Source organism: Dongia sp., assembly GCF_041918875.1.
In the GTDB taxonomy this organism is placed as follows: Bacteria; Pseudomonadota; Alphaproteobacteria; order Dongiales; family Dongiaceae; genus Dongia.
The window spans coordinates 315,689-333,915 of record NZ_JAYRUV010000002.1 but is presented as its reverse complement, the minus strand read 5'-3'; the positions used below and the strand labels follow the sequence as shown (position 1 = coordinate 333,915).

The following is an 18,227-nucleotide window of genomic DNA, read 5'->3' as shown; positions in this document are numbered from 1 at the left end:
GTGGCGGTCTGCAACGGGCATCCTATCGGGCGAAATCCGTCTTAATATTGATTTAGGTCAGGAACGAAGGCCGTGTTCGGCCGATTCAGGGGGCGTTTCCGGCCTTGATCGAGGCACCGCCGGGCGCGGTTCGTCATCGAAGAGAATTCGCTGCGCTGCACCATCGAGGTCGTCGAACTGGCCCGACCGCATGGCCCAGAGAAAGCCGGCAAGGCCCAATCCGCCAAGAAACAGGGCCACCGGGATGAGGAACAGCAGAATCGTCATGGCCGCCTCAAGGCTACCGACGCTTCCGGACGGGCGCGGCCGACACGCAGTGCGTTGAGCACGACGATGATCGAAGAACTCGACATGGCAATCGCCGCGACGAGCGGAGTAACCAGGCCGAGAATGGCCAGCGGCACAGCGGCAAGATTGTAGGTCAGCGAGACGAGCAGATTCTGGCGCACCAGCCGGTCGGCGGCGCCGGCCGTGCGGATCGCCGTGAGGACCGGCTCCAACCTGTCTCCCTGGAAGACCAGATCGGCGGCATTCTGGGCGATTTCGGCACCGCTGGCGGGCGCCATCGACACCGATGCGGCACGCAGCGCCGGCGCATCGTTGATGCCATCGCCGATCATCAGCACATGCCTGCCGGCGGCGCGCAGCGCTTCAAGGCGCCCGACCTTGTCGGTCGGCAATTGCTGCGCATGCCAGATTTCGATACCAACCGCCGCCGCGCATTCGGCGACCGTGGCCGGGCGATCGCCGGACCAGATTTCGACGGGACCGATCTTCTTCAGTTCGGCGATCGTCGCGGCGGCATCGCCGCGCAGTGGATCGGTGAATTCGAAGGACGTCGCATGGCCGGCGGGGTCGCGCAGATACAGGGTCATCGCGGCGGAACCGTTATCGCCTTGCCCGGTGAAACGGGCGCTGCCCAGGCGCCAGGTGCCGTCCGGCCCGTCCCATTCGAGGCCGTAGCCGGGAACCTCGCGCACACCTTCGAGGGTCATGACAAGGCCGGCGGCACGCCGCAAGGCGGCGGCCAAGGGGTGCCGGCTGCTGCCGGCGATGGAGGCGGCCTTGGCCAGCTTGGCCGGATCGCTGCAGGCATGGAGTGTCGGGCGGCCGATGGTCAGCGTACCGGTCTTGTCGAGGAGGATATGATCGACCTGGCGCAGCCGCTCAAGCGCATCGGGCGCCTTGAGCAGAATGCCGGCCTTGAGCAGGCGCTGGCTGGCGACGACCTGGACGGCCGGCACGGCCAGCGCCAGGGCACAGGGACAGGTAATGATGAGCACGGCGATCGAGACCAGCAATGCATCCTGCCAGGCCATGCCACCGATGAAGACCCAGGACAGGAAGGTGATGAGCGCCGTCGAATGCACGACCGGCGAGTAATAGCGCGCGACGCGCTCGGCGATGCGCACGAAGCGGCCGCGCCGGGCCTCGGCCGCCTCCATCAGGCGGATGATGTCGGCAAGCAGCGTGGATTCGCCCACCTTCTCCACCAGGATCGTCAGCGGCGCTTCGATATTGAGGGTACCGGCGAAGACCTCGGTGCCGAGATTTGCCCCGACCGGCACGGACTCGCCGGAGATCACCTGCAGATCGATGCGCGAATTGCCGGCGAGGACCTTGCCATCGGCCGGGATGCGGGCGCCGGCCACCACCAGGATACGCTGGCCCGCACGCAGCTGGCGCGGCTGGACATCGCGCAAACCGCCATCGGTTTCGATCACGGTCGCCGCCTCGGCATTGAGCGCCAGCAATTGTTCCGCCGTCGCCCGCGCGGCGCGGCGGGCGCGGTGATCGAGGAAACGGCCGATCAGCAGGAAGAACAGCAAGGTGACGGCGGAGTCGAAATATGCATGCTGGCCGCCGGTGAAGGTTTCGAAGAGGCTCAAGGAAGGTGCCAGGATCACGGCCAGCGAGATCGGCACGTCCATATTGGTGCGCCCGGCGCGCAAGGCGCTCCAGGCCGACGCGAAGAACGGTTGCCCGGCGTAAAGGATGGCGGGGATCGCAATCATGGCCGAGACCCAGTGCAGCAGATCGCGGGTCCAGGGATCCGCCCCCAGCCAGACGGAGATCGAGAGCAGCATGATATTGCCGGCGGCAAATCCGGCAACGGCAAGGCAGCGCAGCAGGCCTTTAACCTCGCCCTCTTCCTTGCTCGCAAGGCAGCTGGGGTCGAGCGGCACCAGGCGGTAGCCCAGCGCCTGGACACCTTCCACCAGATCTTCCGGCCTTGCGATGCGCTTCTCCCAGCGGACCGAGAGACGGCGCGTGGTCAGCGAGACTCGCGCGTTGACGATCCCCGGCTGCTGCAGCAGATATTGCTCGATCAGCCAGACGCAGGCGCCGCAATGCAGCCCGTCGACCATGAGCATCAATTCGGCGGTGTCATCGTCGATATCGCGTACCCAGGCACCGAGATCGCCGGTGTGATGGACATCCTCGGGTCGCGGCTTGCGTTGCGCCGCGTCGAAGATACGGCGCTGATAATAGGCGGCAAGGCCCATCTTGCCGATGAGCTGGTGCGCCGCTTCGCAACCGGTACAGCAATAGGCGGCATCGCCCAGCACCTCGCCGCCGCAATGCCGGCATCCCGCCGCCTCCGATCCTTGGTGGACGGCGGGAAGATTCATTTCACGAAAATCCGCTGCACCTGCTGCCAGGTCACGTCGCCGCGGCTCGCCTGCAGGCGCAGTTCCCAATTGCCGAGGGCCTGCGGCGTGAAATCGGCCCGGTAGCGGCCGCCGCCGGCGTCTTTCAGCGCGATGGCGGCATCCATGCCGGCATTGGTGGGACGCACCAGATAGGCCTCGACCTTCAGCCCCATTACCGGTGCGCCAGCACGATCGGTGATGGCGACCAGCAGCTCGCGCGCGGCGACATCGCCGCCACCGGCAGCGGCGGCACCGACTTCGGGCATCGCGTTCCAGCCGGTTTCGGCGTTCGCCTGGGCGGCGGCCAAGGCCTGATTGTAATGCAGGCCCTTCTCATAGGCGCCCACCGTCTCCAACCCGCTGAAGCTGCTCACCGCCGTGACAATGAGGATACCGTTCACCGCGATGACGACGAGAAAGCCGAATACGAACAGACCGGGAATCCACAAGGCCCGGTCGGTCCGCGGACGGTTACTTTGCGGGACCACGGAAGACGGCATCATGGCTGCTTTTCTCATGGGTTGTCTGGTCCTCGACCATCACTGTAATCGGCGTCGACGCGTCACTCAAGGCCTTGGCCGGCGCGTGCAGGAGAAGGCGGAAAGTACCCACACTGTCGCCAGGGACAGAGAGGATATTGTCATCCTCGCCGATGAGCTTGATGCGCAATCCGTCGATCCCGCTCACCGAAACGGCGTAGTTGGCGGGAATGCGGACCATGTTCAATATCTTGATGCTGTAGCCGTTCTGTATATCCCCGTTGCTCAAGCGCACGAAGAGCGGCGACCGGTCGGCCTGTAAGGAAATATCCAGGCGCGAGCGCAGGGCCAGCGAGACCACCATGGCGGCGCCGATCAGGGCGATGACGAGCGTGTAGAAGACCGTCCGCGCGCGCACGAAGCGGTGCTTGGCCGGCTGACCGACGGAACGCTGCGCCTGATTGTAGATCGAATCGTAGGTGATGAGTTCCTGTGGCCGACCGACCTTGGCCATGATGCCGTTGCAGGCGTCGATGCAAAGGCCGCAGCCGATGCAGGCGAGCTGCTGGCCGTTGCGGATATCGACACCTGTCGGACAGACGTGGAAGCACAGATTGCAGTCGACGCAATCGCCCATCTTGCCGCCGTCGGCGGCCACGGCCTTGACCTTGCCGCGCGGCTCGCCGCGCCATTCCTCATAGGTGACGAGCATGGTGCGCTCGTCGAACATGGCCGACTGAAAACGCGGCCAGGGGCACATGTAGATGCAGACCTGCTCGCGCGCCCAGCCGGCAAGGATGTAGGTTGTCGCCGTGAAGAGGGCGATGAAGCCGTACTGCGTCGGTGTCGCCCTCAACGTCACGAAGTCGCGCACCAAGGTGGGCGCATCGTTGAAATACATCGCCCAGGCGCCGCCGGTGAGGAGCGCGATGAGCAGCCAGATGCCGTGCTTGGAGAGCTTGAGGCCAAGCTTGCGGACGCTCCAGGGTTCCTTGTCGAGCTTCATGCGCTTGTTGCGGTCGCCCTCGACCCAGCGCTCAACCCAGAGGAAGAGATCGGTCCAGACCGTCTGCGGGCAGGTGAAGCCGCACCACACCCGGCCCAGCAGCGACGTGGCCAGGAACAGGCCGAATGCACCCAGCATCAGCAGGCCGGCCAGGTAGTAGACTTCCTGCGGCCAGATTTCGATCCAAAAGAAATATGCCCGGCGACCGGGCAGATCGACCAGCAGTGCCTGGTCCGGAACACCCTGGCCGCGATCCCATCGCAGCCAGGGCGCCACATAATAGAGGCCGAGCAGGACGCCCAGCGCCACCCACTTGATCAATCGGAAGCGGCCAAAGATCCGCTGCGGGTAGATCTTCTCGTGAGAGGCGTAGAGGCTCTTCGGGCGAACCTCCTTCCGGGCATCCTGAACGGTCATTCTTCGCGTGATCCAGACTTGGCTAGGATGGCCTACTGACCGCCACCCAGGCTATGCACGTAGACAGTCACCATCTTGACGAGGTCGTCGCTGAGACGGCCCTGCCAGGCCGGCATGACGCCATGCTTGGGCGAGGTGATCTGCGCCACGAAGGCCGTCCTGTCGCCGGTGAACTGCCAGATATTGTTGGTAAGGGACGGTGCGCCGAGATCCTTGTTGCCGGCCGCGTTCTCACCGTGGCAAGCGACGCATTGCTCGGCAAAGACCGTGGCCCCGCGTTCCTTGGCGGCGGCATCGACCTCGCCGCCGCTGAGGGACACGACGTAATCGGCGACATCGCCGATCGCCGCGGCGTCGATGATGCCGTCGGCGCCGAAGCGCGGCATCTGCGACTGACGGGCGTCCGGATCTTCCGAGCGGATGCCGTGACGAACCGTCTGCTCGATATCGGCGAGCTGACCGCCCCACAGCCAATTGTCATCGGCCAGGACCGGATAGCCCTTCTGCCCCTGACCGCCGACGCCGTGACACTGCGCGCAATTCTCGTTGAAGACGGCCTTGCCGCCGGCCAGCGAGAATTCCAGCAATTGCGGGTCGCCGGCGATTTCGGCGACACTCATCGCCGCGATGCGGTCGGTGAACTGCTTTTTCGCGTCCGCCGCATCTGCCGCATCGGTATAGTAATCCGCGTGCGAGTTGTAGCCGAGAATACCCTTGGTATAGTTCGTGAGGCTCGGCCAGGCCGGATAGAAGATGGTGTAACCCAGCCCATAGACGATGCAGGCATAGAGCACCAGCAGCCACCAGCGCGGCAGCGGATTATTGAGTTCCTTGATCCCATCCCACTCGTGACCGGTCGTTTGAACGCCCGTGGCGAGATCGCGTTCGACTTCAGCCATGATTGTTCATCTCCTCTTCACGAAACGGTATCTGGGCGCAATCGCCGAAATGATCCTTGTTGCGCTTGCGGTAGGCGTGAAACACGATGGCGCAGAATACAATCAGCAGCCATACGACCCAGAGGTCGCGGGCAAGCAGCGACAAATCATGCATGCTCATCACTGACCTCCCTCGGTCTTGGCGCCAAGCTCGGGCCGGTAGGTGGTGAAATCCACCATGCGGCCGAGCGATTGCAGGTAGGCAATCAGCGCATCCATCTTGGTGATCCTGGCCGGGTCGCCGTCGAGATCGCCGATGGCGGCCTTGGGATAGCGCTGCAGCAGGGCCTCGACGTCCGCATCCGGCGTCGCCTGGGCGGCGAGGTCGGCCGCTGCCTCCTTCACCATCTCCTCGGAATAAGGCACGCCGACGATCGAGAGCGTCTTCAAATGCTCGGCGATGTCGTGCGCGTCCACTTCCTGTTCGGCCAGATGCGCGTAAGTCGGCATGATCGATTCCGGCACGACCGAACGCGGATCGATGAGATGCGCGGCTTGCCAATCGTTGGAATATTTGCCCCCGACGCGCGCCAGGTCCGGACCGGTACGCTTCGAGCCCCACTGGAACGGATGGTCGTAGATGCTCTCCGCCGCCAGGCTGTAATGGCCGTAGCGCTCGACCTCGTCGCGGAACGGCCGGATCTGCTGGCTGTGGCAGTTGTAGCAGCCTTCCGCGATGTAGATGTTGCGCCCGGTGAGCTCGAGCGGGCTCAAGGGGCGTACCCCCTCGACCTTTTCGATGGTCTCGCCGATGGTGAAGAGCGGCACGATCTCCACCAAGCCGCCGATCGCCACCGTCAGGAGGATGCCGACCGTCAGGATGATGGAATTGGTTTCGAACTTTTCGTGTTTGATCATGACGAGTTCTTTCCCTTTCAAGCGCGCGCCGGGACAGCAGCGGTGCTGCCGATGCCGCGTTCTTGCCGCACGTCGCCGCGCATCGTCCGGATCAGGTTGTAGGTCATGATGAGCGCCCCGATCAGGAAGAGGACGCCGCCGAAGCCACGCACCACATAGTAGGGGTGCATCGCGGCCACGGTTTCGACGAAGGAATATTGCAGGAAGCCGAGGCTATCGTAGGCGCGCCACATCAGGCCTTGCATGATTCCCGAGATCCACATCGACACGATGTAGAGGACGATGCCGAAAGTGGCGATCCAGAAGTGCCATTCGACCAGGCGCAGGCTGTAGAGGCGCTGACGCTTCCACAGGGCCGGGACCAGGTAGTACATGGCGCCGAAGCTGACGAAAGCGACCCAGCCCAAGGCACCCGAATGGACGTGACCCACGGTCCAGTCGGTATAGTGGCTCAAGCTGTTCACGGCCTTGATCGACATGACCGGGCCCTCGAAGGTGGACATGCCGTAGAAGCCGACCGACGTCACCAGGAAGCGCAGGATCGGATCGGTCCGGAGCTTGTCCCAGGCACCCGAAAGCGTCATCAGGCCGTTGATCATGCCGCCCCAGCTGGGCATCCACAGCATGACCGAGAAGATCATGCCCAGCGACTGCGTCCAGTCGGGGAGCGCCGTGTAGTGCAGATGGTGCGGACCGGCCCATATGTAGAGGAAGATCAGCGACCAGAAGTGCACGATCGACAAGCGATAGGAATAGACCGGACGGCCCGCCTGCTTCGGCACGAAATAGTACATGATGCCGAGAAAGCCCGCGGTGAGGAAGAAACCGACCGCGTTATGGCCGTACCACCATTGCAGCATCGCGTCCTGCACGCCCGGGAAAGCGGAGTAGCTCTTGGTCCCCAGGAATGAGACGGGCACAGCGAGATTGTTGCCGATATGCAGCATCGCGATGGTGACGATGAAAGCCAGGTAGAACCAGTTGGCGACGTAGATATGCGGCTCCTTGCGCTTCATCAGCGTGCCGAGGAAGACCAGCAGATAGACGACCCAAACCAGGGTCAGCCACAGATCGACGTACCATTCAGGCTCGGCATACTCCTTGCTTTCGGTGATGCCGAGTACGTAGCCGGTGGCCGCCAGGACGATGAACAGCTGGTAGCCCCAGAACAGGAATTCCGCGGCCAGCGGACCGCCGAACAAGGCGGTACGGCAGGTACGCTGCACGACGTAGAGGCTGGTCGCGAAGAGGACGTTGCCGCCGAAGGCGAACACCACCCCAGAAGTATGCAGCGGGCGCAAGCGGCCGAACGACGTCCACTCGAGACCCAGATTTAGGGCCGGGAAGGCCAGCTGGAAGGCGATGACCACGCCCACCAGAAAGCCCACAACGCCCCAGAACATCGAGGCCATGGTGAAGAGCCGAACGACCCGTTCGTTATAGGATGGCATGACGTCTGCAGAAGAGAGTGCCATGGGAGTTTCCTTCAGATTTCAGTGCTGCGACGGGAACAGCAGGGCAATGACGCGGAACAGCATCAGTACCGCGAACACGGCAAGGAGGCCGCCGAACAGCTGGAACCCCCCGCTGACAGCGCGCGCAAACAGAAAAACCCCCAGCAATGCGATGATGCTGAGGAAGACGATGGCGATCGCGCCGGATCCACCCCCGGCAAGTTCGGCATCGGCCGTCTGAACGGGACCTGCTTTATCATTCATTTTTTGTCTCCACCAAATCTCGATAAGCGTGCCAGCTGGCATGACCTATAAGGGGCATGGTCACAATAAGCCCGAAGCAAAATGTCGCGATGCCCGCGACCGTGAACAGGACGATAAGCGCCCCCCAGCCGATGAGGACGCGCCAATTGACGAAAGTCGCGCAGATCGATGTGGTGATGGCGCGAAACGTGCCGCAATCACGCTCCGTCAGCATCGGGAAAGAGACGACGCCGATAGCGAAGGCGACGATCGCCAGCACGCCGCCGACCGCGGTGCCAACCAGCAGGAAGGGAATACCAGCGGTCGAAAAGAGGACGGCGCCGACGAAATGCTCCCAGCTTGCCAGCTCGATATTGAAAAAACCCGCATAGATCAGCATCGCGATGCGTTCCCAGGCAAGGTGCAGGAACATCATGATGAGGCCCATGGTAAAGAGCTGGCCGGCATGGGTACGCCACGAAAGCGCGATATCGACGACATTGAGCGGCAGGCCCTTTTCGAGGCGCCGGCTGATTTCGTAGAAGGCCACGCCGAGGAGCGGAGCGACGAAGAAGAAACCGGCGGCGAGCGGGAATGCATATGGCCGCAGTTCACTCTGCCAGAATCCGAAGATGAGCAGGGCACTGACGAGGGCGATGGCGACGCCGAAGAAAAGGCTGGCCGCACCGGCGCGGCAGAAATCCTGCCAGCCAAGCATGAGCCAGCGCCAAGGCTGCTCCACTGTCACCTGATTGACTGGCAATTCCAGGTCAATGCCGATGATCGAGGTATAGCGGACGCCTTCCGGATCGCGCGATGTGTCGGACCTTGCCATATCCCCTCTTGGTCGATTCGCCTTAGCTACCAACAGGAAAGCCCAATTGGGTTAAACTGGGATGAATCGAACCCTTTCCGCATTGCAAACTAGCCTCTTGTTTGGAACGAGTTTTGATCCAGATCAAGGCGCCGGTTGGCAAACGGCATTCTTAGATGTCAATATTCGCGCGATAACAATCTACTAGATGGTCGCAGGCAATGCTGGAGTTGGCCAAGGGACTGGGTGAGCATTGCGTCGTCGTCATTGAAGGCCATGGGTCGATAATCCTCGCCATGCTGCTGGCCGGCCTTGTCGGTAGTCTGACGCATTGCGCCGGCATGTGCGGTCCGCTGGTGGCCGCGCAATCGCTGGAACGAGCGGCGATGCGCGTGACCTCCAGAGGGGAAGCCTGGCGGCGTTTGGCCGGCGGCGCGCTCATTCCCTATCAATTGGGCCGGACGACGACTTACATGGCGCTCGGTGCCGTCGCCGCCCTGCCCGTCGCCGCCGGCGACAGCCTGTTGTCGGCGAACTGGCTTCCACCGCTGCTGCTCTGGGGCGCCGCCGCGATCTTCCTGTGGCAGGGTTTGGCGAAGCTCGATGCAATTCCGGCCAGCCTGGTCTCCTCGGGCAGCGTCGCCGGTGCGACAACGGGCCCCATCCTGAGCCTGCTGCGTCCGTTGCGCGCGATGGCCGGCACTCTGATGCGCCAGCCGACGGGAATGCACGGCTACCTTCTCGGTATCCTGCTCGGCTTCCTGCCCTGCGGCCTTCTCTACGGTGCGATCGTCGCGGCCGCCGCCACCGGCGATCCTCTGGCGGCGGCGTTCGCCATGCTGGCTTTTGCCGTCGGCACCTTTCCGCTTTCCTGGGCGATCGGCTATGGCAGCCGTTTCGCCACGCAGCGTTTCCGCAGCAAGCTCAAGGTGCCGCTGGGCCTTCTGATGATCTTCAACGCCGTGCTGTTGACGGCACTCAGCTTGCCGCTGCTTTAACGAGCCAGCATTGTTGCGAGCCAGCGTTGTTGCGAGCCAGCGTTGTTGCGAGCCAGCGTTGTTGCGAGATTGCCGTGGTTTGTCCCAGATCAATCCGCTAATAAGAATTAGCGCCTAGTTTCGACGATCGACACCTTGAGAGGAACTGAGATGCTTGCCATCGATGTCATGACGCCGGCTGTAGTGACCGCATCCCCCGACACCAGCATACCGGATCTGTGCCGCCTGATGCTGGAATCGCGGATCAGTGCCTTGCCGGTCGTCGACGCCGCCGGGAGCGTTGTCGGCATGATCACCGAGGGGGATCTGCTGCGCCGCTGCGAGAGCGGCACGGAAAAAAAGCGCGCCGCCTGGGTCGAACTCTTCGTCAGCAACAGCCAGCTGGCGGCGGAATATGTGAAGTCGCATGGCCGCAAGGCCAAGGATATCATGACCACAGAAGTGGTCACGGTGTCCGAGAGCACTTCCTTGCGCGATATCGCGGATCTGCTCGAGAAACATGGCATCAAGCGCGTGCCGGTTCTGCGCGAAAAGCGCTTGGTCGGCGTGGTCAGCCGAGCCAATCTGCTGCAGGCCCTGGTCGCCACCATGGCGTCCCGGCCAGAGGCCGCGGCGCCGAAGGACGATGCCGCCATTCGCGCCAAGCTTGTTGCCGAATTCGCCGACAAATCGTGGCGGCCGAGCAATGTGATCGTGCGCCATGGTATTGCCCATCTGTGGGGCGAGGTCACGTCGGAAGAGGAGCGCGCGGCGATGCGGGTCGCGGCCGAAAATACGCCCGGCGTCGAAGGTGTGAAGGACCACACCACTTATCCGGTCGTCTGGCCGCCCTTCGGTTAAGCCCGGCGCCTGGCCCAAGATGACCCGTAAGATCACTTTTCTGGGTGGTGCCGGGACAGTCACCGGTTCCAAATACCTGCTCAGTTCCGGCGGTCGCCGCATCCTGGTCGATTGCGGCCTGTTCCAGGGGCTGAAGCAGCTGCGCCTGCGCAATTGGGCGAAGTTCCCCGTTCCGCCCGGTTCGATCGATGCGGTCATCCTTACACACGCGCATCTCGATCATTCCGGCTATCTGCCGGCGCTGGTACGCGACGGTTTCAAGGGACCGGTCTACGCGTCGCACGGCACCCAGGAGGTCTGCGGCATCATTCTGCCGGACAGCGGCATGCTGCAGGAGCGCGATGCCGAGTTCGCCAACAAGCACCGCTTTTCGAAGCACAGTCCGGCCTTGCCGCTCTACACGGCGGACGACGCCGACAAGTCGCTGAAACATATCGATCCGATACCGTTCGATCGACGTCGTGAAATCGGCCCCGATATCGCCATTACCCTGCGTCGCGGCGGACATATTCTCGGCGCGTCCATCGTCGAGGTCGATTTCGAGGGCCGCAAGCTGGTCTTTTCCGGCGATCTAGGCCAGTTCGGCGATCCGATGATGGTCGATCCGACCTTGATCGAGCATGCCGACTACCTTGTCGTCGAGTCGACCTATGGTAACCGCAAGCATGACAGCCTGGATCCCGAAGCGGTCCTGCTGCGCATCATAAAAGACACGACCGAGCGCGGCGGTACCATCGTCGTCCCGGCCTTCGCCGTCGGCCGCGCCCAGACCTTGCTATTCCACCTCAACCGCCTGCGCAAAGCAGGCAAGCTTGGCCAGGTACCGGTCTTCCTCGACAGTCCGATGGCGACAGATGCCACCGATCTTCTTACTGCGCACCCCGAGGATCATCGCCTGACCGCGGAGGAATGCCGCGCGGCCTTCAGCATTGCCCGCATTGTGCGCAATCCAACAGAGTCAAAGGCCCTGACCGCCGACCCCATGCCCAAAATCATCATTTCGGCCAGCGGCATGGCGACCGGTGGGCGCGTGCTGCATCACATCAAGCATTACGTAGTCGATCCGAACAGCACGATCCTGTTTGCCGGGTTCCAGGCCGCGGGCACGCGTGGTGCCGCCATGCTGGCGGGCGCCGAGAGCATCAAGATCCATGGCAGCTACTTTCCGGTGAAAGCGCATGTCGAAAACCTCTCAATGCTCTCTGCACATGCCGACGCCGATGGTATCATGCGATGGCTGAAGGGCTTTAGACGGGCGCCCGTGCTGACATTCGTCACCCATGGCGAACCGACGGCTTCCGACGCGCTGCGGCATCGCATCGAAGAGGAACTGGGATGGCGATGCGTGGTTCCCGATCACATGCAGCGCGCAACGCTGGATTGAGCCGCTGATTTAAATCAAGGTAAGCCGGTCCGGTGGCCCTATGATCTATCGGTCGAAGGAGATTTGGGATGAGCAAGGATCATCTACCCATTCTCGATAAGAGCATTGAGGATGTACACCTGTGGCTCAATGCATTGATGCGGCATCTCGATGGACGTGACCGCGTACAAGCCTTTCATGTGCTGAAGGCGGTTTTGCATGCGCTGCGTGACCGGATCGGCCCGGAGAACGCGGTGCACTTTTCCGCTCAGCTACCGCTGCTGATCCGTGGCCTGTTCTTCGAAGGCTGGAAGATGAGCGCGCCCGCCAGTCATGAACGCCATGTGGCGGACTTCCTGGAGCATGTCGCTTGCAGCCTGGATGAGAACCACCGTGGCAATCTGGAAGGTGCGGTCCGCGCTGTCTTTGCGGTCATCTGGGAGCGTGTCGACCAGGGCGAGGTCGCCAAGCTGATGCGTATTCTGCCGGCCGACATTCGCGCGCTGTGGCAGAGCCCAGCCGTCAGTGCCCGCATGACGCGGGGTTAGATGTCGCCAGGCGGGAGACCGGCGAAGTGAAGAAAACGGCAGGAACCTTGAAGAGGCGTGACGCGCTGCGACGCCCTGTCGCAATACGTAGGACCCCTTAGGTAACTTTCCTGACTAGGCCGAAGCGGCGTCTATTGCCTATTGTACCCCTGCCCGAAACGAGAGATCGGGTGTCGCCAGATGGGGAACACGATGCCTACCGCCGTTGCCGTTTCGGGAAATGCCGCACTTGCCGCCCAAGTCATTGCGCATCCCAACCTACAGGGGATGACACAAGGTATATCGTTCGCGACGAATGCGGCGTTGCAGCCGTTGCCGAGCTTGCTCGCCCGCGGCCTTACGCCGCAGGACATGATCCGCGTCAATGCCGCGCGTCCGACCTTCTGCACGCTGGAGCCCGGTGAATCGCTCTACTACCAGGGCGACGATTGTCACAATATATACCTGCTGCTCGACGGCTGGGCCTTCCGGCACCAGATTCTGGAAGACGGACGCCGTCAAATTCTCGATTTCGCGCTGCCGGGCGTCGTGTTCGGCCTGCCGGGCACCGGTATCATGACCCACAGCCTGGAAACCTTGACCGCCTGCACTTTCAGCGTCTTCACGCGCGAACGCCTGTTCGACCTGATGCGCGACGTTCCCGTCCTGGGCTTCCGCCTGCTGGAGATCATGGCCGATGCCGAAGCGCGTGCTTTCGAGCATCTGACCAGCGTCGGTCGCCGCACCGCGAAGGAACGAGTCGCTCATCTGCTGCTGGAACTGGTAATGCGCGCCCGGGGAACGAATGCCGCCTTGCGCGAGACGACGATGACACTGCCGCTGATGCTGCCGCATATCGCCGACGCGCTGGGGCTCACCAGCGAGACGGTTTGCCGTGCCCTCTCCTCCATGCGCAAGGATCGCATGGTGATCTTGCGTGGCCAGAAACTCGATATCCTCGACTTGAAACGGTTGGCAACGGCGGCCGGCGTCGACATGACGCAGGACATCAAGCGCTCCCGCACTGAACCGAGTTTGAGGATCGCTTCCTGAGGATATCCCGCTAGGCCCCAGACGGAGCCAAGGGTTGCCCGGGGACTTGCGCGGCTGCGTCATTCCCCGGCAACATGTCGGCGACACAATGGTCTGCTCCGCTGACTCACCGCGCCGATAGGGGATTCCCATTTCGTGACAATCCGCAATCTCGACAAGCTGTTCCAACCGCGTTCGGTCGCCATCGTCGGCGCCAGCGACCGCGAAGGTGCACTCGGGCATGTCGTGGCGCGCAATATGCTGCAGGACGGTTTCCGCGGCGATATCGGCATGGTCAATCCGAAATACAATTCCGTTTTCGGACGGCCATGCGTCGGCGATATCGGCGGATTGACTTTTGTGCCCGACCTGGCGGTCATCGCCACCCCGGCGCCCACCGTGCCGAAGCTGATCGCAGATCTGGCTGAACGCGGCACACGCGCGGCGGTCGTCATCAGCGCCGGATTCGGCGGACCGGAAGGGGCCGCGCTGAAACAGCAGATGCTCTTGGCGGCAAAGCCCCATCTGCTGCGCATGATCGGCCCGAACTGCCTGGGTGTGCTGGTGCCGGAAACCGGCCTCAACGCCAGCTTCGCGCATCTTCCGCCCAAGAACGGATCGATCGCGTTCCTGGCGCAGTCCGGCGCCATCCTGACGTCGGCACTCGACTGGGCCGCGGCGCGGGGGATCGGCTTTTCGCATCTCGTTTCGATGGGCGAGATGCTAGACATCGATTTCGGCGACATGCTCGACTATCTGGCGAGCGACGGGCGCACCAGCGCGATCCTCATCTATGCAGAGGCGGTAACGAATGCGCGCAAATTCGTCTCCGCGGCACGGCGCGCGGCGCGACTGAAACCCGTCATCATCATCAAAGCCGGGCGCCACGGCGAGACGGCGCGTGCCGTCGCCTCCCACACCGGGGCACTGGCTGGGGCCGATGCCGTCTACGACGCGGTGTTCCGCCGCGTGGGCCTGCTGCGGGTCGAGGATCTTGCTGAACTGTTCGAGGCCATGGAAACGCTGGCACTGATGGGACCGGCCAGCGGCGACCGGCTGACCATCGTCACCAATGGCGGCGGCGCCGGCATTCTGGCAGCCGACGCCCTCATCCGGCAGGGCGGCCGACTGGCACCGCTCGATGAAGCCATGACCGCCAAGCTGGACCAGGTGCTGCCGGCGGGATGGTCGCGGCAAAACCCCGTCGACATCATCGGCGACGCCAATCCGCAGCGATACCGCGCCGCCATCGACATATTGGCTGGCGACGACCATTCCGACGCGCTGCTCGTGCTCAACAGCCCGACGGCGCTCACCTCCAGCGATGCCGCCGCCGAGGCGGTGATTGCCGGCCTCGCTGGGCGCAAAAAAGCAATGCTGACAAGCTGGATCGGCGAACAGACGTCGCGCCCGGCGCGGCAGAAATTTGCGGCACACGGCATTCCCAGCTATGCGACGCCAGAACAGGCCGTGCGCGCGTTCGGTCACATGGTGGCCTATCGACGCAGTCAAGCGCAGCTCATGGAAACGCCGCCATCGCTGCCGACCCAGTTCGCTCCGGATCGCGAAACGGCAAGACACGTGATCGATGGCGCCCTTGCCGCCGGCCGCGACTTCCTGACATCGCCGGAATCGCTCGCCGTGCTGCGTGCCTATGGTATCCATGCCGTGGCCGACGATATCGTGACGACACCGGGCGAAGCCAAGGCTGCGGCCGAGAAGATGTCCGGACCACTCGTCCTCAAGCTGCTTTCTCCGGATATCACGCACAAATCCGACGTAGGCGGCGTCGTCCTTGGATTGGAAGGTGGCGCGGCGGTCGAGGCTGCAGCTACCGCCATGCTGGCCAAGATCGCCAGACTGCGGCCCAAAGCGCGCATCGATGGCTTTACCTTGTCGCCGATGATCGACCGCAGCGCCGGTGTTGAATTGATCGTTGGGGCAGTCCTCGACCCGCAATTCGGTCCGGTCATCCTTTTTGGCCAAGGCGGCACGGCGGTCGAAGTGACGGCCGACCGTGCCCTGGCCTTGCCGCCGCTCAATCTCAAACTCGCGCACGAGCTCATTGCCGGCACCCGAATCCACAAGCTGCTGCTGGGATATCGCGACCGGCCGGCTGCCGATCTCGACGGCATTGCACTCGCAATCGTCCGCGTCTCCCAGCTCATCGTCGACTTCGCCGAGATAACCGAGCTCGATATCAACCCGCTGCTCGCCAGCAGTGAAAAGGCGATCGCGCTCGATGCCCGCATCCGCGTGAAGGCAACCGATGCGCCGCCGACGGCTCGGCTGGCTATCAAGCCCTACCCGCAAGAACTTGAAGAGATCATCACGCTGCCGGACGGCACGGCAAAGCTGCTGCGCCCGATCCGCCCGGAAGACGAACCCGCCATGCTCGACGCCTTCAAACGCCTGTCGCAGGAGAGCGTCGAGCTGCGCTTCTTCAGGGTCATCACCAATCCCACGCATCAGATGGTCGCGGGCCTCACGCAGATCGATTACGATCGTGAAATGGCCCTGGTCCTCACCGATCCTGAGCCGGCCACGGCCGCCACGCCGCAGATCTACGCCGACGCCCGACTGCTCATCGATCCAGATCATGTGGGCGCGGAATATGCCATCATCGTCCGCGACGACGTAGCCGGCCAAGGTATCGGCAGCTTCATGATGGAGCGTATCGTCGCCTATGGCAGATCGATCGGCCTTGCCCGCATCACCGGCACGGTCAAGGCGCAGAATGCGGCGATGCTGGGAATCTGCGAACGGCTGGGTTTCACGCGGGAAGCCGCGCCGGACATGCCGGGCCTGCTGCGCGTCACCAGGGAGCTGGAGAGCTAACTCAGCTTCAAGGTACCCAGCTCCAGGGCCATTCGCACCAGTTCCGGCAAGCTCTTGGCCTTCATCTTCTCCATCACACGGGCGCGATGAATCTCAACCGTCCGGATGCTGATGTCGAGGGCATGGGCGATGATCTTATTGGCATCTCCAGCCACCAGCAGGTCGAACACCTCGCGTTCGCGGGTGGTAAGACTGTCCAGGCGCGCCTGCAGATCGGCGCTGGCCGGCCGCAACCGTAAACGATCCTGATGCTTCTTGATGGCGCCGGAAATGGCAGTGAGGATAGCTTCGTCGGTGAACGGCTTTTCGACAAAGTCCGAAACCCCCGCTTTCATCGCGGCGACCGCCAGAGGCACTTCGCCATGGCCAGTCATGATAACGACTGGCACGTCGATGCCGGCCTTGCCAAGGGCCCCGAAGAGCGCCATGCCGTCCATGCCGGGCATGCGCACGTCGGTGACGACGCAGTCTGGAACCTGCGCCTTGCAGCGATCAAGCACCGGTCCGGCGCCGGGAAAGGCTTCGATCGACAAGCCAGCCGATTCCAACAGGATACCTAGGGAATCCCGCACCGCGTCATCGTCATCCACAATATAGACCAGCGTCATCCAGCCTTCCCATCCGTCTCGTCGGTAATGGGCAGGGCGATGTAGAATGTCGCCCCGCGCTTCGAGTTCGGGCTCGCCCACAGGCGCCCGCCATGCGAATCTATGATCGTCTTGCAGATCGACAGGCCCAATCCCATCCCGCGTTCCTTCGTCGTTACGAAGGGCTGGAAGAGCTGTGCCAGGACTTTGGGCGCAAGCCCCGGTCCGCTATCGCTGATCGAAATCTGCGCGGTGTCGGCGCCGACCAGGCCCGTGGTGACCGTCAGGTCCCGCGGCAGCGGATGTTCGCTCATCGCTTCAACGCTGTTGCGGATGATGTTGAAAACGACCTGCTGGATCTGCACCTTGTCGATAAGCACCGGCATCGGCTCGGTGCCCAGAACCCAGCGCACATTGATGCTGCTTTCCTTGGCGCCAACCAGTGCCAGCGCGGTCGCTTCCTCGACTACGTTATTCAACTCCTCGATCTGGCGTTCGGCCTCGCCACGCTGAATGAAGCTGCGCAGATGGCGGATGATTTCGCCGGCACGCGCCGCCTGCACGACGGCCTTATCCATTACTTCGGCAATCTTGGGAGAAATATCGGCTTCGGTCTGCAGCATGCGGCGCGAGGCTTGCACATAGTTGACGATCGCTGCCAGCGGCTGATTGAGTTCATGGGCAAGAGTCGATGCCATCTGCCCGACATCGCTGAGGCGCGAGACGTGCAGCAGTTCCAGCTGCAGCTCGTGTAGGCGGTTTTCGGTCAGCTGGCGCTCCGACAGGTCGCGGATGAAGCCGGTGAAGTGCCGTTTCCCCCCGATCATCGCCTCGCCGACCGACAGTTCGATCGGAAAGGCGCTGCCATCCTTGCGCTGGCCGACGACGATACGACCAATGCCGATGATGCGCCGCTCGCCGGAGTCCAGATAGTTCTGGATATAGCTGTCATGCCGTTCGTGATAAGGCGAGGGCATCAGGATGCTCACATTGCGGCCGATCACTTCCGAGGCCTTGTAACCAAACAGCCTTTCTGCGGCCGGGCTGAACGATTCGATCAGTCCGCGCTCGTCGATGACCAGGATTGCGTCCGGTGCCGTTTCCAGAATCGACCGCAAGCGTGCCTCGCGTTCGCGTAGCATGTCGTGCGTGATCGTTCCTTCGGTCTCAGTCATCATC

18 protein-coding genes are annotated in these 18,227 nt (G+C 62.9%); 6 read left to right on the top strand and 12 right to left on the bottom strand.

What is annotated here, in order from left to right; genetic code table 11:
• Positions 1 to 57: 57 nt before the first annotated feature.
• From ccoS to ACE3TY_RS03390, 10 genes are read right to left on the bottom strand one after another with little or no spacing between them, the layout of a single operon-like run.
• On the bottom strand, positions 58 to 267 hold the full coding sequence (gene ccoS / locus ACE3TY_RS03435) for a cbb3-type cytochrome oxidase assembly protein CcoS (protein ID WP_374650894.1): 210 nt from the start codon (positions 265 to 267) through the stop codon (positions 58 to 60).
• Positions 264 to 2,633 (bottom strand): heavy metal translocating P-type ATPase, encoded by a 2,370-nt coding sequence (locus tag ACE3TY_RS03430; protein WP_374650893.1) that lies wholly within the window; start codon positions 2,631 to 2,633, stop codon positions 264 to 266. Before ACE3TY_RS03430 ends, ccoS begins: the two co-directional genes overlap by 4 nt.
• Complete coding sequence (locus ACE3TY_RS03425; RefSeq protein ID WP_374650891.1) at positions 2,630 to 3,157, bottom strand: FixH family protein; 528 nt, start codon at positions 3,155 to 3,157, stop codon at positions 2,630 to 2,632. Before ACE3TY_RS03425 ends, ACE3TY_RS03430 begins: the two co-directional genes overlap by 4 nt.
• Positions 3,126 to 4,556 carry a cytochrome c oxidase accessory protein CcoG gene (ccoG, locus tag ACE3TY_RS03420; RefSeq protein ID WP_374650889.1) on the bottom strand — a complete coding sequence of 477 codons (1,431 nt, stop codon included), beginning with the start codon at positions 4,554 to 4,556 and terminating at the stop codon, positions 3,126 to 3,128. The genes ACE3TY_RS03425 and ccoG overlap by 32 nt, the downstream gene beginning before the upstream one ends.
• 32 nt (positions 4,557 to 4,588) lie before the next feature.
• Entirely contained in the window at positions 4,589 to 5,455 is an 867-nt protein-coding gene (gene ccoP, locus ACE3TY_RS03415; RefSeq protein WP_374650887.1) for a cytochrome-c oxidase, cbb3-type subunit III, read from the bottom strand.
• Positions 5,448 to 5,615, bottom strand: a complete 168-nt coding sequence (locus tag ACE3TY_RS03410) for a cbb3-type cytochrome oxidase subunit 3 (RefSeq protein WP_374650885.1) — start codon at positions 5,613 to 5,615, stop codon at positions 5,448 to 5,450. Before ACE3TY_RS03410 ends, ccoP begins: the two co-directional genes overlap by 8 nt.
• Positions 5,615 to 6,352 (bottom strand): cytochrome-c oxidase, cbb3-type subunit II, encoded by a 738-nt coding sequence (ccoO, locus tag ACE3TY_RS03405; RefSeq protein ID WP_374650883.1) that lies wholly within the window; start codon positions 6,350 to 6,352, stop codon positions 5,615 to 5,617. Before ccoO ends, ACE3TY_RS03410 begins: the two co-directional genes overlap by 1 nt.
• Before the next feature lie 17 nt (positions 6,353 to 6,369).
• Complete coding sequence (gene ccoN / locus ACE3TY_RS03400; protein ID WP_374650881.1) at positions 6,370 to 7,827, bottom strand: cytochrome-c oxidase, cbb3-type subunit I; 1,458 nt, start codon at positions 7,825 to 7,827, stop codon at positions 6,370 to 6,372.
• 18 nt (positions 7,828 to 7,845) lie between these two features.
• Positions 7,846 to 8,070: a hypothetical protein gene (locus ACE3TY_RS03395; protein WP_374650879.1), complete on the bottom strand. Its 225-nt coding sequence runs from the start codon at positions 8,068 to 8,070 to the stop codon at positions 7,846 to 7,848.
• The gene (locus ACE3TY_RS03390; RefSeq protein WP_374650877.1) at positions 8,063 to 8,884 is read right to left on the bottom strand and encodes a DUF2189 domain-containing protein; all 822 of its coding nucleotides are present in this window, start codon (positions 8,882 to 8,884) and stop codon (positions 8,063 to 8,065) included. The genes ACE3TY_RS03395 and ACE3TY_RS03390 overlap by 8 nt, the downstream gene beginning before the upstream one ends.
• 200 nt (positions 8,885 to 9,084) lie before the next feature.
• Here ACE3TY_RS03390 and ACE3TY_RS03385 point away from each other — a divergent pair, with 200 nt between their 5' ends.
• The 6 genes from ACE3TY_RS03385 to ACE3TY_RS03360 all read left to right on the top strand — a co-directional run bounded on the left by ACE3TY_RS03385 (position 9,085) and on the right by ACE3TY_RS03360 (position 16,461).
• On the top strand, positions 9,085 to 9,861 hold the full coding sequence (locus tag ACE3TY_RS03385; RefSeq protein ID WP_374650875.1) for a sulfite exporter TauE/SafE family protein: 777 nt from the start codon (positions 9,085 to 9,087) through the stop codon (positions 9,859 to 9,861).
• A 150-nt stretch (positions 9,862 to 10,011) separates the two neighbouring features.
• The gene (locus ACE3TY_RS03380) at positions 10,012 to 10,701 is read left to right on the top strand and encodes a CBS domain-containing protein (RefSeq protein ID WP_374650873.1); all 690 of its coding nucleotides are present in this window, start codon (positions 10,012 to 10,014) and stop codon (positions 10,699 to 10,701) included.
• 19 nt (positions 10,702 to 10,720) lie between these two features.
• Positions 10,721 to 12,085: an MBL fold metallo-hydrolase RNA specificity domain-containing protein gene (locus ACE3TY_RS03375; RefSeq protein ID WP_374650871.1), complete on the top strand. Its 1,365-nt coding sequence runs from the start codon at positions 10,721 to 10,723 to the stop codon at positions 12,083 to 12,085.
• 68 nt (positions 12,086 to 12,153) lie between these two features.
• Positions 12,154 to 12,612, top strand: a complete 459-nt coding sequence (locus ACE3TY_RS03370; protein WP_374650869.1) for a DUF2267 domain-containing protein — start codon at positions 12,154 to 12,156, stop codon at positions 12,610 to 12,612.
• 192 nt (positions 12,613 to 12,804) lie between these two features.
• Positions 12,805 to 13,644 (top strand): Crp/Fnr family transcriptional regulator, encoded by an 840-nt coding sequence (locus ACE3TY_RS03365; RefSeq protein ID WP_374650867.1) that lies wholly within the window; start codon positions 12,805 to 12,807, stop codon positions 13,642 to 13,644.
• Positions 13,645 to 13,779: 135 nt separating this feature from the next.
• Complete coding sequence (locus ACE3TY_RS03360; RefSeq protein WP_374650865.1) at positions 13,780 to 16,461, top strand: GNAT family N-acetyltransferase; 2,682 nt, start codon at positions 13,780 to 13,782, stop codon at positions 16,459 to 16,461.
• Here the strand turns inward: ACE3TY_RS03360 and ACE3TY_RS03355 are convergent.
• Both ACE3TY_RS03355 and ACE3TY_RS03350 read right to left on the bottom strand, forming a co-directional pair.
• Entirely contained in the window at positions 16,458 to 17,069 is a 612-nt protein-coding gene (locus ACE3TY_RS03355) for a response regulator transcription factor (protein WP_374650863.1), read from the bottom strand. The two genes, ACE3TY_RS03360 and ACE3TY_RS03355, sit on opposite strands and share 4 nt — an antisense overlap.
• The gene (locus tag ACE3TY_RS03350) at positions 17,066 to 18,226 is read right to left on the bottom strand and encodes a nitrogen regulation protein NR(II) (protein ID WP_374650861.1); all 1,161 of its coding nucleotides are present in this window, start codon (positions 18,224 to 18,226) and stop codon (positions 17,066 to 17,068) included. Before ACE3TY_RS03350 ends, ACE3TY_RS03355 begins: the two co-directional genes overlap by 4 nt.
• Position 18,227: the final 1 nt, after the last annotated feature.